General features: G+C 66.2%; 11 protein-coding genes. 6 read left to right on the forward strand and 5 right to left on the reverse strand.

Annotated elements, in window-relative coordinates; genetic code table 11:
• Positions 1-44: 44 nt before the first annotated feature.
• The 3 genes from nfuA to ACQ4OD_RS18785 all read right to left on the reverse strand — a co-directional run bounded on the left by nfuA (position 45) and on the right by ACQ4OD_RS18785 (position 4211).
• Positions 45-629, reverse strand: coding sequence for a Fe-S biogenesis protein NfuA (nfuA, locus tag ACQ4OD_RS18775; protein ID WP_023630602.1), 585 nt, complete (start codon positions 627-629; stop codon positions 45-47).
• 57 nt (positions 630-686) lie between these two features.
• Positions 687-1721, reverse strand: a complete 1035-nt coding sequence (locus tag ACQ4OD_RS18780; RefSeq protein ID WP_139670890.1) for an acyltransferase family protein — start codon at positions 1719-1721, stop codon at positions 687-689.
• A gap of 189 nt (positions 1722-1910) precedes the next feature.
• Positions 1911-4211, reverse strand: a complete 2301-nt coding sequence (locus ACQ4OD_RS18785) for a fatty acid cis/trans isomerase (protein ID WP_102684609.1) — start codon at positions 4209-4211, stop codon at positions 1911-1913.
• Between the two features lie 173 nt (positions 4212-4384).
• On the opposite strand from ACQ4OD_RS18785, the gene metH reads away from it, so the two are divergent.
• The 4 genes from metH to ACQ4OD_RS18805 all read left to right on the forward strand — a co-directional run bounded on the left by metH (position 4385) and on the right by ACQ4OD_RS18805 (position 11163).
• Positions 4385-8092: a methionine synthase gene (gene metH, locus ACQ4OD_RS18790; protein WP_111532389.1), complete on the forward strand. Its 3708-nt coding sequence runs from the start codon at positions 4385-4387 to the stop codon at positions 8090-8092.
• A gap of 160 nt (positions 8093-8252) precedes the next feature.
• The gene (locus ACQ4OD_RS18795; RefSeq protein WP_430944737.1) at positions 8253-9365 is read left to right on the forward strand and encodes a saccharopine dehydrogenase NADP-binding domain-containing protein; all 1113 of its coding nucleotides are present in this window, start codon (positions 8253-8255) and stop codon (positions 9363-9365) included.
• A 1-nt stretch (position 9366) separates the two neighbouring features.
• Positions 9367-9846: a DUF2269 family protein gene (locus ACQ4OD_RS18800; RefSeq protein WP_430944738.1), complete on the forward strand. Its 480-nt coding sequence runs from the start codon at positions 9367-9369 to the stop codon at positions 9844-9846.
• Between the two features lie 162 nt (positions 9847-10008).
• Positions 10009-11163 carry a cysteine desulfurase family protein gene (locus ACQ4OD_RS18805; protein WP_430944739.1) on the forward strand — a complete coding sequence of 385 codons (1155 nt, stop codon included), beginning with the start codon at positions 10009-10011 and terminating at the stop codon, positions 11161-11163.
• A 161-nt stretch (positions 11164-11324) separates the two neighbouring features.
• Here ACQ4OD_RS18805 and ACQ4OD_RS18810 read toward each other — a convergent pair whose 3' ends face one another.
• Complete coding sequence (locus tag ACQ4OD_RS18810) at positions 11325-13307, reverse strand: TonB-dependent receptor (protein ID WP_430944754.1); 1983 nt, start codon at positions 13305-13307, stop codon at positions 11325-11327.
• A 444-nt stretch (positions 13308-13751) separates the two neighbouring features.
• Between ACQ4OD_RS18810 and ACQ4OD_RS18815 the strand changes: the two genes are divergently transcribed.
• Complete coding sequence (locus tag ACQ4OD_RS18815) at positions 13752-14606, forward strand: CAP domain-containing protein (RefSeq protein ID WP_277503758.1); 855 nt, start codon at positions 13752-13754, stop codon at positions 14604-14606.
• 129 nt (positions 14607-14735) lie between these two features.
• Here ACQ4OD_RS18815 and ACQ4OD_RS18820 read toward each other — a convergent pair whose 3' ends face one another.
• A complete protein-coding gene (locus tag ACQ4OD_RS18820) occupies positions 14736-15698 on the reverse strand; it encodes a GlxA family transcriptional regulator (protein WP_198754473.1) in 963 nt (320 codons plus the stop codon).
• A gap of 98 nt (positions 15699-15796) precedes the next feature.
• Between ACQ4OD_RS18820 and ACQ4OD_RS18825 the strand changes: the two genes are divergently transcribed.
• Positions 15797-16408, forward strand: coding sequence for a LysE family translocator (locus tag ACQ4OD_RS18825; RefSeq protein WP_046855873.1), 612 nt, complete (start codon positions 15797-15799; stop codon positions 16406-16408).
• Positions 16409-16410: the final 2 nt, after the last annotated feature.

Consider the following 16410-nt stretch of genomic DNA (forward strand, 5'->3'; position numbering starts at 1 on the left):
GGCGGGGGAGCGGGCTTGCCCCGCGATGGCGTCACCACTGGCGATCAGTAGTACGCGTTTTCCTTCTGGCTGTGGTCAGTCACGTCGCGCACGCCCTTGAGCTCGGGAATACGCTCGAGCAGGGTGCGCTCGATGCCTTCCTTCAGCGTCACGTCGGCCTGGCCGCAACCCTGGCAACCACCGCCGAACTGCAGCACGGCAATGCCGTCGTCGACCACGTCCACCAGGCTCACGGCGCCGCCGTGGCTGGCCAGACCCGGGTTGATCTCGGTCTGCAGGTAGTAGTTGATGCGCTCGTTGATCGGGCTGTCCTCGTTGACCATCGGCACCTTGGCGTTCGGCGCCTTGATGGTCAGCTGGCCGCCCATGCGGTCGGTGGCGTAGTCGACCAGCGCGTCCTCCAGGAACGGCACGCTGACCGCATCGAGGTAGGCGGTGAAGCTCTTCAGGCCCACCGGCTGGTCGTCGGGCTTCTCCTCGCCCGGCTTGCAGTAGGCAATGCAGGTCTCGGCGTAGGTAGTGCCCGGCTGGGTGATGAAAATACGGATGCCGATGCCAGGCGTGTTCTGCTTGGAGAGCAGATCGGCCAGGTAATCATGGGCGGCGTCGGTAATGGTTATAGCGCTCATGGAAGTTCCTCACAGACTTGCCGGCAGTGTACGCCAACCCGGCCGGGTAACAAAGTCCTAGCATTTGACTCGGGATAGCGCCAACGCCGGTTCCCGCGCCGCACTGGCGGCCAACCAGCCCTTGAGCCGCCAATACAGGCCACGTTCCAGCCATTGGTAGCTGAGCCACGACATTAGTCCGATTGACGGCACGCACAAGGCGAACACCAGGTAAGGGTTCAGGCGCAACCACTCGCTGATGAACAGGCCGCCGTACAGCACCAGCACGTGCACCAGGTACACCGAGTAGGAACAGTCGCCGAGCGCCTTGAGCACCTGGTTGCCCTTGAAGTACGGCTCCAGGGCAATGAACGCCAGCACCACCAGGGCGCTCGGCAGGCCCCAGTGCAACAGGCGCTGCGAAGCGTCGAGATGATAGAGCGCGAACCCTGCAAGGCCGAGCAGGCCCAGCGGCAACCACAGGCCTTCGCGGATCAGACCGCGGCGGTACAGCACGCCCAGGCCGATGCCCAGCAGGAACTCGTAGACGATGTCGTTGTTGTAGAAGCGGCTGAGCACACCCAGGCGCCCCAGCACTTCGCTCACCAGCAGCAATGCCGCCGTCACCAGCAACAGGTGATGACGCTGGCGCACCAGGAAGGCCAGGCCGAACAGCAGGTAGAAAAACATCTCGAAGTTCAGCGTCCAGCCGACATTGAGCGTCGGATACAACCCGTAGCCACCGGGGTTTTCCGCCGGAATGAACAGCAGCGACAGCAGCAGGTGCTGCCACTCGAACACCTGGTGCGGCATCCAGTGGCTGGCGACCAGCATCAGCACGGCCATCAGCAGGCTGTAGAACCAGTAGGCGGGCACGATGCGCAAGGCACGGTTGAGCAGGAACTGCCCGGGGGCGATGGCCTTGTCGCGGGTTGACAGGTAGATCACCAGGCCACTGATGACGAAGAAGATGTCCACCCCTGCCGCGCCGCGGTCGGCGAGCAGTTGGCCGACGGGGCCCGTGGCGTGGAAGTCGAAGAAGATCTGCATGAAGTGGTGGCAGACCACCACCCAGGCGGCGAATGCCCGGAGTGCCTGAAGCGAATACAGCATGAAATATCCTGTGATCGGCGGTGCATTGAGGCCCGGCGAGCCCTTCGCGCTCGTTTCGCCGGCAAGCCGGCTCCCACAGGGTTCGCGCACTTCTGTGGGAGCCGGCTTGCCGGCGATGGGCTGCAGAGCAGCCCAGGGCCTACCTACCGATTCCGACCACAGGATGCCGGGAAAGTCCCGGCCAACCGATCAGAGGTTCTCGTAGCGGTTCATGTCCAGCACCCCTGCCTCCACCGGCTGGGTCTGCTTGATGTAGCTGTTCAGGTCATGGAAGTAGTGCCAGAACTCAGGATGGCTGCGGCGCACGCCCCAGCGCATGACGATGCGTTCGAACTTGTCGGTGTCGTCACGCGCCGCCTCCATGTCTTCGACGAACTCCGGCACATCGGCCGTCGGGATATTGAAGATGAAGTTGGGGTAGCTGCTAAGCACGCCCGGATACAGGGTCAGGGTGTCCAGCCCCGGCTGGTAGCGGTAGGCCTCGCCAAGCAGGAACGCCACGTTGCTGTGCGCGCGGTTGCGCAGCAGGCTGTAGACCTGGCGCTGGCCGCCCTGCCCTTCGATGCGCAGCATGCTCGCCTCGGGCAGTTGGCCGATCACCTTGAGCCCCGCCGCCGGGCGCGACACCAGGCGGCTCAGCGACTGCTCGGCGTCACGGAACTCCGCGGACAGGCCGGGCCGCGAGCAATAGGCGCCCTGGCAGCGGTTGATCGGGTCCGGGGCGGCGTTCAGGCTGCCCGTGCGTTGCAGCAGCTTGAGGCCGAAGTCACGCTTGGGATCGTGCTTGTCCAGTTTCAGCGCGCTCGGAGTGCTGGTGTCGATGTCCTCGTAGTCCATCCACATCTTCACCTTGCCGCTGTTCTGGTACCAGTCGCCGAGGATCTCGCCGCGCTTGCCGGCCGGCATCAGGCGCAGGAAGTTGACCTCGGCGCCGTTGCGGATCAGGTCGAAGTACAACCGCGTCTGCAACTGGTGCGAGACGTTGCCGAACACGTCGAAGTTCACCGCCAGCTGATAGTAGGTGCGCTCGAACAGCGGGTAGTCGAACAGCCACATGGTCAGCGGCACGTCACCGATCAGGCCCTTGGTCACCGAGGCGCTGTCGAAGTGGCGGAAGATGCTCAGCAACGCGTTGTCGTTGCCCGCCCACAGCGTCGACCAGCTTGGCGCCGGCTGTTCGGCATAGGCTTCACGACGCAGGGCTTCGTACTCGTTGCGCTTGTCGCGGTAGGCGTGCCACAGGCTCAGCACGCTGCCCACGTCGTCGATCTGCCCTGGCATGGCCAGCAGCGGCGTGGCTTCGCCACGGTACTGGGCGTCGGTGATGTACAGGTCGTGGGCCGGCTCCTGGAACAGCGCCCAGAAATTGTCGCGAATCACGTCGGTGGCGATCTGCCCGCGGCACACCGGGCCACGGATGAAGGTACGAACGAAGTACTCGGCGTTGTCCAGCATGAACTGGTAGCGGGCCACCGCCGGGATCGCCTCGAAGGTCTCGAACGGGTTGGACCGGTGCCGCGGCCCATAGCCCGGCAGTGCGCTGGCGTGCCAGTCGCCGCTGTAGAACAGCTGCTTGACCCGCTTGAGCTTCTGCGGCCCCATCGGGTAGGTGATGTGGGTCTTGTGCACGATCACGCCCTGCACCGGGATCAACCGATAGTAGAAATCGGTGCCCGGCGGGTCGTTGGGGCGGCGGGTGGCGATCAGGTCCACCGGCTGGCCACTCGGCGTGCGCGAGCGCACCCACTGGAAGAAATGGCCCTGCTCGCCGCCGACGAAATGGATGTGCGCGAGGAACAGGTGCTCGTACAGCCAACGGCCGACCAGCGCCTCGGTCGAGCCGGGACGATTGAGCAATTCTTCCCAGTCGGCGATCTGCTTCACCTCTGCCGCGCTGGGCTGGATCGGCGTCTTCTCCACTGGCGCGCCAGCGGCCAGCCAGCGCTGCAGGGTCTGGTACTCCTGGTCGGTCAGGCCGGTGACCGCCAGGGGCATGCCCTCCTTGGGATGGGCGCCGGCATAGGCGTCGAATTCATGCGGCAACGGGCACATGTTGTTGCGGTTAAGCCCCAGCACGATCTCTTCGGGCAGCTTGGCGTTGGGCGTGAGCGGAGTCTTGTGGCCCAGTTCGAGCATGCGCGCCATCAGCGCCGCCTGGCTGCCCTGCTTGTCCAGCACCGAGTAGAAGCCCTGCTTGCGCCAGCCCGCTTCGTCGCGGGCATCGTAGAACAGCCGCGTGGTGGGTACCGCCTGGCTGCGCTCGCCCTGGTAGACCGGCACCTTCGAGGCGCCGCGCTCGGCGCCCTCGGCGCTGCCCAGGTTGAGCTGGCAGGCAGCATCGTTGCAGGCGTGGCAGGCCACGCACTTCTCGGTGAAGATCGGTTGGATATCCCGGGTGTATGAAATCGTAGGGCTCGATTGGGGGGCCTGCCCGAACGCCGCGCCACTGATGAGCAAGGCGAAGGCGCTGGCAAGTATGCGATGCAGCATGTGCCGAATGTCCTGGTTACTTGAAGCCATCACGATGTGCCTGGCGGGTCCTGAGGTGTTGGGGGCGTCGCGCTAACATGAGGGAAATTCATGCGAATGGGCGATACGCCTAAAATCCGTGCAGCTTTGTTATTATTCGGCACCTTCTGTTATTTGCCCGACCAGGTAGTCCTATGTCCGACCGCAGCGCTCGTTTACAAGCACTCCAGAACGCACTCAAAGAGCGCATCCTGATCCTCGACGGCGGCATGGGTACTATGATCCAGAGTTACCGCCTCGAGGAACACGACTATCGTGGCACGCGCTTTGCCGATTGGCCAAGCGATGTCAAAGGCAACAACGATCTTTTGCTGCTCAGCCGCCCCGATGTGATCGCCGCGATCGAGAAAGCCTACCTGGACGCCGGCGCCGATATTCTCGAGACCAACACCTTCAACGCCACGCAGATTTCCCAGGCCGACTACGGCATGGAGGCACTGGTCTACGAGCTCAACGTCGAAGGCGCGCGCATCGCCCGCCAGGTGGCCGACGCCAAGACCCTGGAGACCCCGGACAAGCCGCGCTTCGTCGCCGGCGTGCTCGGCCCGACCAGCCGCACCTGCTCGATCTCCCCCGACGTCAACGATCCCGGCTACCGCAACGTCACCTTCGACGAACTGGTGGAGAACTACATCGAGGCCACCCGTGGCCTGATCGAGGGCGGCGCCGACCTGATCCTGATCGAGACCATCTTCGACACCCTCAACGCCAAGGCGGCGATCTTCGCCGTGCAGCAGGTGTTCGAGGACGACGGCATCGAACTGCCGATCATGATCTCCGGCACCATCACCGACGCCTCCGGCCGCACCCTGTCGGGCCAGACCACCGAGGCGTTCTGGAACTCGGTACGCCACGCCAACCCGATTTCCGTGGGCCTGAACTGCGCCCTCGGCGCCAAGGACCTGCGCCCGTACCTCGAAGAGCTGTCGACCAAGGCCGGCACCCACGTCTCCGCCCACCCCAACGCCGGCCTGCCCAACGCCTTCGGCGAGTACGACGAGACCCCGGCCGAGATGGCCGCGGTGGTCGAGGAGTTCGCCGCCAGCGGCTTCCTCAACATCATCGGCGGCTGCTGCGGCACCACCCCGCCGCACATCCAGGCCATCGCCGAGGCCGTGGCCAAGTACAAACCACGGGCGATCCCGGACATCCCCAAAGCCTGCCGCCTGTCGGGCCTCGAGCCGTTCACCATCGATCGCCAGTCGCTGTTCGTCAACGTCGGCGAGCGCACCAACATCACCGGCTCCGCCAAGTTCGCCCGGCTGATCCGCGAGGAAAACTACACCGAGGCACTGGAAGTCGCCCTGCAGCAGGTCGAGGCCGGCGCCCAGGTGATCGACATCAACATGGACGAAGGGATGCTCGACTCCCAGGCCGCCATGGTCCGCTTCCTCAACCTGATCGCCGGCGAGCCGGACATCTCCCGGGTGCCGATCATGATCGACTCCTCCAAGTGGGAGGTGATCGAGGCGGGCCTGAAGTGCATCCAGGGCAAGGGCATCGTCAACTCGATCTCGATGAAGGAAGGCGTCGAGCAGTTCAAGCACCACGCCCGCCTGTGCAAACGCTACGGCGCCGCCGTGGTGGTGATGGCCTTCGACGAGGTCGGCCAGGCCGACACCGCCGCGCGCAAGCGCGAGATCTGCCAGCGCAGCTATGACATCCTGGTCAACGAAGTCGGCTTCCCGCCGGAAGACATCATCTTCGACCCGAACATCTTCGCCGTCGCCACCGGCATCGAGGAGCACAACAACTACGCCGTCGACTTCATCGAGGCCTGCGCCTACATCCGCGACCACCTGCCGTATGCCCTGAGCTCGGGCGGCGTGTCCAACGTGTCGTTCTCGTTCCGCGGCAACAACCCGGTGCGCGAGGCGATCCACTCGGTGTTCCTCTACCACGCGATCAAGAACGGCCTGACCATGGGTATCGTCAACGCCGGCCAGCTGGAGATCTACGACGAGATCCCCGCCGCCCTGCGCGAAAAGGTCGAGGACGTGGTGCTTAACCGCACCCCGCACGGCACCGACGCCCTGCTGGCCATCGCCGATGACTACAAGGGCGGCGGCGCCACCAAGGAAGTCGAGAACGAAGAATGGCGCTCGATGCCGGTCGACAAGCGCCTCGAGCATGCGCTGGTCAAGGGCATCACCGCCTACATCGTCGAAGACACCGAAGAGTGCCGCCAGCAGTCGGCGCGCCCCATCGAAGTCATCGAAGGCCCGCTGATGAGCGGCATGAACGTGGTTGGCGACCTGTTCGGCGCCGGCAAGATGTTCCTGCCCCAGGTGGTCAAGTCGGCCCGCGTCATGAAGCAGGCCGTGGCCCACCTGATCCCGTTCATCGAGGCCGAGAAAGGCGACAAGCCCGAAGCCAAGGGCAAGATCCTCATGGCCACGGTCAAGGGTGACGTGCACGACATCGGCAAGAACATCGTCGGCGTGGTGCTCGGTTGCAACGGCTACGACATCGTCGACATGGGCGTGATGGTCCCGGCGGAGAAGATCCTGCAGACCGCCCGCGAGCAGAAGTGCGACATCATCGGCCTGTCCGGGCTGATCACCCCGTCGCTGGACGAGATGGTCCATGTCGCCCGCGAGATGCAGCGCCAGGACTTCCACCTGCCGCTGATGATCGGCGGCGCGACCACCTCCAAGGCGCACACGGCGGTGAAGATCGAACCCAAGTACTCCAACGATGCGGTGATCTACGTCACCGACGCCTCGCGCGCGGTGGGCGTGGCCACCCAGTTGCTGTCCAAGGAACTCAAGAGCGGTTTCGTCGAGAAGACCCGCCAGGAATACGTCGAGGTGCGTGAGCGCACCGCCAACCGCAGCGCCCGCACCGAGCGCCTGAGCTACGCCCAGGCTATCGCCGCCAAGCCGCAGTACGACTGGGCCGCCTACCAGGCCGCAGTGCCCGCCTTCACCGGCGTCAAGGTGCTGGAGAACATCGACCTGCGCACCCTGGCCGAGTACATCGACTGGACGCCGTTCTTCATCTCCTGGGACCTGGCCGGCAAGTTCCCGCGCATCCTCACCGACGAAGTGGTCGGCGAGGCCGCCACCGCGCTGTACAAGGACGCTCGCGAGATGCTCGACAAGCTGATCGACGAGCAACTGATCAGCGCCCGCGCGGTGTTCGGCTTCTGGCCGGCCAACCAGGTGGCCGATGACGATATCGAGGTGTACGGCGACGCCGGCGAGACCCTGGCCACCCTGCACCACCTGCGCCAGCAGACCATCAAGCCCGACGGCAAGCCGAACTGGTCGCTGGCCGACTTCGTCGCGCCCAAGGCCAGCGGCGTGACCGACTATGTCGGCGGTTTCATCACCACCGCCGGCATCGGCGCCGAGGAAGTGGCCAAGGCCTATCAGGACAAGGGCGACGACTACAGCTCGATCATGGTCAAGGCCCTGGCCGACCGCCTGGCCGAGGCCTGCGCCGAGTGGCTGCACGAACAGGTGCGCAAGGAGCACTGGGGCTATGCCAAGGACGAGCACCTGGACAACGAGGCGCTGATCAAGGAGCAGTACAGCGGCATCCGCCCGGCGCCTGGCTACCCGGCCTGTCCGGACCACACCGAGAAGGAAACCCTGTTCCGCCTGCTCGACGGCACCGCGATCGGCGAGACCGGCCCCAGCGGCGTGTTCCTCACCGAGCACTTCGCCATGTTCCCGGCGGCGGCGGTCAGCGGCTGGTACTTCGCCCACCCGCAGGCGCAATACTTCGCCGTGGGCAAGGTCGACAAGGACCAGATCGAGCAGTACAGCGCACGTAAGGGCCAGGACATTGCCGTGAGCGAGCGCTGGCTGGCGCCGAACCTCGGCTACGACGCCTGACCACACCGGGGCTGCTTTGCAGCCCATCGCCGCGGTTCGTCGCCACGACAAGCCGGCTCCCACAGGGTGACGACTGCACAGCACCTGTGGGAGCCGGCTTGCCGGCGATGGGCCGCAGGGCGGCCCTGCGTTCCACCGACACATGCACAAGGACCCCAGCATGTCTCCCCGAATCCTGGTGATCGGCGCCTACGGCAACTTCGGCCGTATCATCTGCCGCCACCTGAACCAGATGCCCGCCGTGCAACTGGTGATCGCCGGCCGCAATGCCGACAGCCTCTCGCAACTGGCCGCACGGTTGAACGGCAGCGAAAGCTGGTGCGGCGATGCGATGGCCCCCGGCTTCGCCGATGCCCTGCGCGCGCTGCGCATCGACTGGGTGATCCACACCGGCGGCCCCTTCCAGGGCCAGCCCTACCGCGTGGCCGAGGCCTGCATTGAAGCCGGCGCGCACTACTGCGACCTGTCCGACTGCCGGCTGTTCGTCAATGGTATCGCCCAACTGAACGAACGTGCCCGCGAGGCCCAGGTCACCCTGCTCAGTGGCTGCAGTTCGGTGCCGAGCCTGTCGTCGGCGATTCTCGACGAGCAGCGCCATCACTTCGGCCGCATCGACCGCATCGAGCACGGCATTTCGTCGTCGGCGAAGATGCCCGGCTTGTCCACCATCGAAGGCGTGCTGGCCTATGCCGGCCGGCCGATCCGCCAGTGGCGCGACGGCCGCCCGTGCAGCGTCGACGGTTGGCTCGGCCTGCAGCTGCGCCATCTGCCGGGCCTGGGCTGGCGCCTGCTGCACAACGTCGACGTGCCGGACATGGACATCTTCGCCGAACGCTATGGCGCCCGTGACCTGGCATTCAAGGCCGGCTCCGGGCTGATGCTCGGCGGCCTGGCCAACGCGACACTGGCGCGGCTGGTCAAGCTGGGCCTGGTGCGTGACCCGCTGCCTTGGGCGCGACGCCTGCATCGGCTGGGCAGCCGCTTCGAACGCTGGGGCGATGGCAAGAGCGCGATGTACCTGGATGTCCGCGGGCTGGACCCGCAAGGGCAGCCACTGCGCCTGCAGGCCCAGGTCAGCGCCAGCGACGACAAGGGCCCGGAGATTCCCAGCTGCGCGGCGGTGGCGCTGATGGCCAGGGTCGTCGCAGGCTACCAGCCTGAACCGGGCGCCCGCCCCTGCGTCGGCGAGATCAGCGTCGAACAGTACCTGGCGGCCATCGGCGAGCCGGACAAGGTGCGCTACAACGTCGGCTTGCAGCGCAGGCGCGCCTGAGATGAGCTACCTGCTGCTCAAGTACCTGCACATCATCGCCGCGGTATTTCTCTTCGGCTTCGGCATGGGCTCGTACCTGTACCTGATTTCCGCCAATCGCAGCGGCGATCCGCGGGTGATCGCCGCTGTGGCGCGGATGGTGGTGCGCTTCGACGCCTGGATCACCACGCCGGCGGGCGTACTGCAACTGCTGACCGGCTACGCCATGGTCAGCATGGGCGGCATGCCGTGGTCCGCCGACTGGCTACGCGCCGCGCTGCTGATCTTCTTCGCGGTCGGCGCCTTGTGGCTGCCGGTGTTGCTGTTGCAAAAACGCCTGCACACCCTTGCCGTCCAGGCGGTCGACAGCGGCGCGGCCCTGGGCCAGGCCTACCAGCGGCTGTATCGCCCATGGCTGTGGATGGGGGTGGTGGGGTTTGCCGGGATGTTCCTGATCGTGCTGGTGATGGTTACCAAACAGGCGCCATGGCAGTGGCTTTGATACGCCAAGAAAATATTTCTACATCCAAGCAAATAGCGAGTAGAAGTTTTTCCTGAAAGCCCCACAAGCTGGAAAAATTGGAAAACATTCATATCACCATTTCCCTAGCATGAGTCCATGGATGCCGACAGGCGGCGTCCACGCACGGACCCGCCCTTGATCATGCCCAGCACCCCGCTCTACTTCGATTACGCCGCCACCACGCCGGTCGATGACCAAGTCATCGCCGCCATGCTCACCTGCCTGGGCCGTGAGTCGAACTTCGGCAACCCCGCCTCCAGCGGCCATTCCCACGGCCAGGCGGCCCGCGAAGCCGTCGAACATTCCCGCTATCAGGTGGCCGTGCAGGTCGGCGCGCAGCCCGACGAGCTGGTCTGGACCTCCGGCGCCACCGAATCGAACAACCTCGCGCTCAAGGGCATCGCCCAGGGCTTCGCGCAGCCGGGGCATGTGATCACCAGCCAGCTTGAGCACAAGGCCATCCTAGACACCGCTGCCGAACTGGAGCGCCTGGGCTGGGCGGTGACCCGCCTGGCCCCGGATGCCCGAGGGTTGATCCAGCCCCAAGCGGTCCAGGCCGCGCTGCGCCCGGACACCCGCCTGGTATCGCTGATGGCGGTGAACAACGAACTGGGCACGGTGACCGACTTTGCCGCTATCGGGGCAATCGTCCGCGAGCACGGTGCGCTTTTGCACGTGGACGCGGCGCAGGCAGTGGGCAAGGTTCGGATCGACCTGGCGCAGCAGGCGGTCGACCTGATGTCGTTCTCGGCACACAAAGTCTATGGTCCCAAGGGCATCGGTGCCCTCTACGTCGGCCCTCGCGCCCGCCCGGCGATGCGTGCGCAGATGCACGGCGGTGGCCATGAGCGCGGCCTGCGCTCCGGCACCCTGGCCACCCACCAGATCGTCGGCATGGGCAGCGCCTTCGCCCTGGCCGGCCAGCCCGGCGCGGCAGAGTACCAGCGCCTGGAGCAACTCGCCCGGCACTTGCGCGACGGCCTACTGGCAATGCCCGGGGTCACGCTCAACGGCTGTGCGGTGCAGCGCATTCCCCACACCCTCAACCTGTGCATCGACGCCAAGGGCTTCAACAGCCTGGCCCTGGCGGGCGAGCTGGCGCTGTCGAGCACTTCGGCGTGCAACTCGGCGAGCAATGCGGCGTCCCACGTGCTGCTGGCCCTCGGCCTCGACGAGCGCCAGGCGCGCAACAGCGTGCGCCTGAGCATCGGGCGCTACACCAGCGAAGCGGACGTGGACACGGCGCTGGCGGTGTTTGGCCGGGTGATCGGCGCGGCGGCAGTAGCGCTCTGGTAAGGCAGCACGTTCGCAGGCGGGAACGGCGCCGCTGACGCGCCGCATCGCCGGCAAGCCGGCTCCCACAGGCATGGCGCCTGGCTTGAGGGCGGTGCGGTCGGTGTGGGAGCCGGCTTGCCGGCGATGCGGCCCGCACAGCCGACACACGTACCGTCTAGACCTCAGAAATCAATGCTCCCCGAGAACTTCACCAGCCTCGGGTCGCCTTGGGTCAAATACCCCCCATTGGCCGACGCCCAGTAGTTCTTGTCCGTCAGGTTCTCCACGTTGACCCGCAGGGTCACCGCCTTTTCCTGCACCTTGAAGCGATAGCGCGCGCCAACGTCGAAACGGTTCCAGCTCGGCAGGCTCAGGGTGTTGGCCGGGTTGGCGTACTGCCCGCCGGTGCGCAGCATGCGCGCATTGAGCGCCACGCCCTCCAGCCCCGGCACATCCCAATCGACACTGGCATTGAGCTGGAAGGTCGGCACGCCTACCGCGTGGTTGCCATCGGCCGTGCCGCCCTGGGTGTTCTTCAGCTCGGTGTCCATGCGCGTGCCACCGGCCATCAACCGCAGCCCCGGCAGCGGCTCGCCGAACACACTGAGCTCAAGCCCCTTGTTGACCTGCTCGCCATCCTGGACGAACACATTGCCGTCAACGAAGCCATCGGTGGGCCGCTCGATGCGGAACACCGCCAGGTTGGCGCCGAAGGTCTGGTAATCGAGCTTGACCCCCGCCTCCACCTGCTTGGTCTTGGCCGGCGGGAACACCTCGCCGACATTGATCACCTGCCCTGATGCCGTGGTGCCCTGGGCCAGGCCCTCGATACGGTTGGCATACAGCGAGACCGATGGGTTGAGCTTGTAGACGATGCCGTACACCGGCGTGGTGACCGCCTCGTCATAGAAGGCGTTGCGTCCCAGGTCCGGACCCGGCCCGTCGTAGGCGTAGCCCTCCACCCGCAGTTGCTGGCGCCGCACGCCCACGGTGAGCAGCAGGGTGTCATCGAACAGGCCCACGGTGTCGGACAGCGCGATGCTGCGGTTGCGGGTCTTGCCGGTCACGCCGGGGTCGTCCAGCTTGCCGCCGACGAAGGTCGGCGTGGTCGGTTTTGGCAACGGGTCGGTGCGGTAGATATTGGTGGCCTGCGAGTTGTAGAAGACGAAGGCGTTCTCCTGCTGGGTCCAGATGCTCGCCGCGCCGATGTTCAGCTGATGGCTGAGCGGCCCTGTCTGGAAGCGGCCATTGATGCCGCCCATGAAGGTGGTGTTGTCCTCGTTGTGGGGGATCTTCGAGCCGCCGATGGTGGCGTCGCCGCTGGCCGCGTCGGTGAGGATCGGCGTGCCGTAGAAGCCGTTCTCGTGGGTGTGCTTGACGCCCCCCGCCAGGTAGCCGCTCCAGTTGTCGTTGAAGTCGTAGTCGCCGCGGAGCATGCCGAAGGTGTCCTCGGTCTCGGTCCAGGCCCAGTCCTGGCCGTAGTTGTGATCGGCGTCCGGCGCATGGGGGATATCGGTCAGGCCGGCGCCCAGGCGCACTGAGTTGCGCATATGGTTGACCCGCTGCTTCTGGTAGCCGAAATCGCCCGACACCCGGAAGTTGTCGCCACGGTAGTCGAGCCCGGCGACGAATAGCTTGCTGCGCTGGTCCTGGTCGTCGACCGCCGTCTCGCCCTCGCGCTGCGAGAGGTTCAGGCGCACGCCGAAGCGATTGTCCGCGCCGAAGCGCTGGCCAATGTCCAGGTGCTCGCCGATGCGCCCGTCACTGCTGATGTCCTGTGTATAGCGGCGGGTCGGCGTGTCGCCGGCGCGCTTGGGTTGCAGGTTGACGTTGCCGCCCAGGCCGGTGCCGGTCGGGCTGGCGCCGTTGAGAAAGGCATTGGGCCCCTTGAACACCTCGACCCGCTCCACCGCATCGGTGGAAATCATCTGCCGCGGCAACACGCCGTACAGGCCGTTGAACGCCACGTCGTCGCCATTGAGCGGCAGGCCACGGATGACGAAGACCTGGGACTGGTTGCCAAAACCGAACGACTGGCGCACCGAGGGGTCGTTGAGCAGCACGTCGCCGATGTCCTCGGCCTGCTGCTCCTCGATCAGCTGCGCGGTGTAGCTGGTCATGGTGAACGGCACGTCCATCATGTCCTGGTTGCCCAGCACGCCCATCTGTCCGCCACGGGCCACCTGGCCGCCAGCATAGGGTTGGGGCCGTTCGCCGGCAGGCGCCTTGAGCGCCTCGGCGTTGACGGCGGTGGCATCCAGCTCGATGGCGCCCTCTGCGCCATGGGCGCTGACGGCAACGGAACAGCACAGCGCAAGGAGGGTCGATTGATACGGGCAGGCACGTGTCATGGAGGGCTCCCGGGAAGGGTCAGGGCCGTCCTGGCGGATGAGAAACTTGAAGTGACTGAGTAGTGTTTCTAGCCGATAGTGCGAATTATTACCAAACAACCGCACTTTTTTGCCGACCAGCGGTCTACCCCCTCTTTTGCCGACTGCAATCGATTGCAAGGCTTGGTTTTCATACCGCACAGGGCCGGGCCAAAAGCCTTGCGCTTGTGTAGGATGGGCAGCGCAGATCCAGACGCTGCCAGTTACAGGGAGATCCACATGCGCGTCCCATCCGTTGCCTGCCTCGGCCTGACGCTGGGCCTGCTTGCCGCCCCCGGCAGCCAGGCGTATGCCGGCGAAGAAGCGCAACTGATCGATACGATCAACGTCTACCGCAGCCAGGCCCAGCGCTGCGGCGGCGAGGCTTCGCTGGAGCTGCCGCCGCTCAACAGCGACACCCGCCTGGCGCTGTCGCCGGAGGGCACCCGCGACCTGCAGCAGGCCATGACCCGCGCCGCCTACCCGATGGTCAACGTGCAGGCCATCAGCCTGTCCGGCCCACGGGATGCCAAGGCGGCGATGAAAGCCATCGAGGAGAGCTTCTGCCAGGTGGTGCTCGACCCGCAGTTCGTCGATATCGGGGTCAGCCAGGAGGGTCGCGACTGGCGCATCGTCCTGGCCCGCCCGCTGCTCAGCGGGCGCCTGGGCGACTGGCAGGCCGAAGGGCAGAAGCTGTTGCAGGAAATCAACGCCGCACGCAACCTGCCGCGCCAGTGCGGCGGCCAGCCCTACCCCGCCGCCCCGGCGCTGGCCTGGAGCGCGACCCTGGCCGGCGTCGCCGCCAACCACACCCGGGCCATGGCCAACCAGAACTTCTTCGACCATATCGACCGCGATGGCCGCACGCCGGGCGACCGCGCGGAACTGGCCGGCTACCTGTATCGGCAGATCGGCGAGAACATCGCCGCAGGGCGCGATACCGCGCGCAAGGTGGTCGACGGCTGGCTGGCCAGCCCTGGGCACTGCGCCACGCTGATGAACGCGGACTTCCGCGAACTGGGGGCGGCGTATGCGGTGGACCCGAAGAGCGACGCTGGGATCTACTGGACGGGGTTGTTCGGTACGCCGCAGTAACGCGCGCCAGGCGGGCTACTGCCCTGCAGGAACAACTTACGTGTATTGGGGCCGCGCTGCGGCCCATCGCTGGCAAGCCAGCTCCCACAGGGACCGCGCAAGGCTTGAGGTCTGCGCGGCCCCGCGATCTCACGATCTGCGCAGCGCCAGCGCCGTACAACCGAAGCGCCGCCGCACCCACTTGCCCAGGTAACTGGCATCGCCCATGCCCACTTCATCGGCGATCTGCGCCAGGCTGTGGCTGGAGTTGAGCAACCGCCAGCGCGCCTGCTGCAGGCGCAGCTCCTGCCACCAGGCCTTGGCGCTCATGCCATGGCAGGCCTGGAACTGGCGGTCGAGCTGGCGCCGGCTGATTCCCAGCTCCGCCGCCAGCGCCTCCACCGGCAGCCGCGCCGCCAGGTGATGGCGCATCAGCGCCGTGGCCCGTTGCACCTGGCGCCCCTCCCCGGCGCCGGCCTCCAGCGAGCGCAAGGCGTGGCGGCTGTCGCGGCTTTCATCCACCAGCATGTCGGCCAGGCCCTTGAGCGCTCGGGCGCGGCCGCTGGCGCGGGCGATCAGCTCCACCGCCAGGTCGATGGCCGCCGTGCCGCCGGCGCAGGTGATACGGCTGCCGTCGAAGCAATACAACTGCCCGGTCAGCAGCCGCACACGGGGAAACGCCACGCGGAACTCGGCCTCATGACGCCAGTGCACCACCACCTGATGACCGTCCAGCAGGCCACAGGCCGCCAGCAGGAAGGCCGCGTTGTCGACGCAGACCAGCCTCACCCCCGCCTTGGCCGCCTGTTTCAGCAAGGCCCGGTAGCGTGGCGCCAATGCCGCCGTGGCGCTGGCATTGCGCCCGCCGAACAGCACCAGATGATCGTAGGCGCTCCAGTCGACCTGCGCGGACGTCGCCTCCACCTGCACCATGGCCCCACTGCTGGACGGCACAGGCGCCAGGTCCAGGCCGATCACGGTCCAGCGGCAGTAGCGCTGGCGGCTGTAGTCCTCGTCGTCGGCGGAAAAGCGCAGCTTGTCGAGGAAGGCGCCGAAGGGCAGCAAGGCGAATTCCGGCAGCGGCAGGATCAGCAGACGCAGGTCGGGTGTCATGGCAATGTCCGGATATGACCATCAGTTGTCCGAATACTACCCTGCATTGCTACCACCCTGCCCTACACTGGCGCCCTCACCACCGACAAGGCACACCCATGGCACTCGACACCTGGCTCATCTACCTGCTCGCCAGCATTGGCCTGTCCCTTACTCCAGGCCCCAACAGCCTGCTGGCCCTGACCCATGGCGCGCTGTACGGCGCCCGGCGCACGCTGTTCACCATCTGCGGCGGGGTGTTCGGTTTCAGCGCCCTGATCGCCCTGACCATGTTCGGCCTGAGTGCCCTGCTGCAGGCCTCGGCCTCGGTGCTGACGGTGCTCAAGTGGGTGGGCGGGGCCTATCTGGTCTGGCTGGGGATCCAGCTGTGGCGCACCCCGGCGCTGCATCTCGAGTTGCCCCGCGGCAGTACCGCGCTGAGCAATGCCGGGCTGTTCCGCCAGGGCTGCCTGTCGGCGCTGGCCAACCCCAAGGTGCTGTTGTTCTATGGCGCGTTCCTGCCGCAATTCATCGACCCGCAGCGCGGCCTGCTGCTGCAGTTCGTGGTGATGGCGGCGACCTTCGCCAGTGTCGAGTGCCTGGTGGAGTACCTGCTGGCGCGCCTGGCATTTCGCATCCGGCCATGGCTGGCCAAGGGTGGCCGGGGGTTCAACCGTGCCTGTGGCGGCCTGTTTGCGCTGATCGGCGTGGCCCTGCCGTTGGGGCGCTGAAC

Source organism: Pseudomonas sp. WC1 (genome assembly GCF_050586565.1).
In the GTDB taxonomy this organism is placed as follows: Bacteria; Pseudomonadota; Gammaproteobacteria; order Pseudomonadales; family Pseudomonadaceae; genus Aquipseudomonas.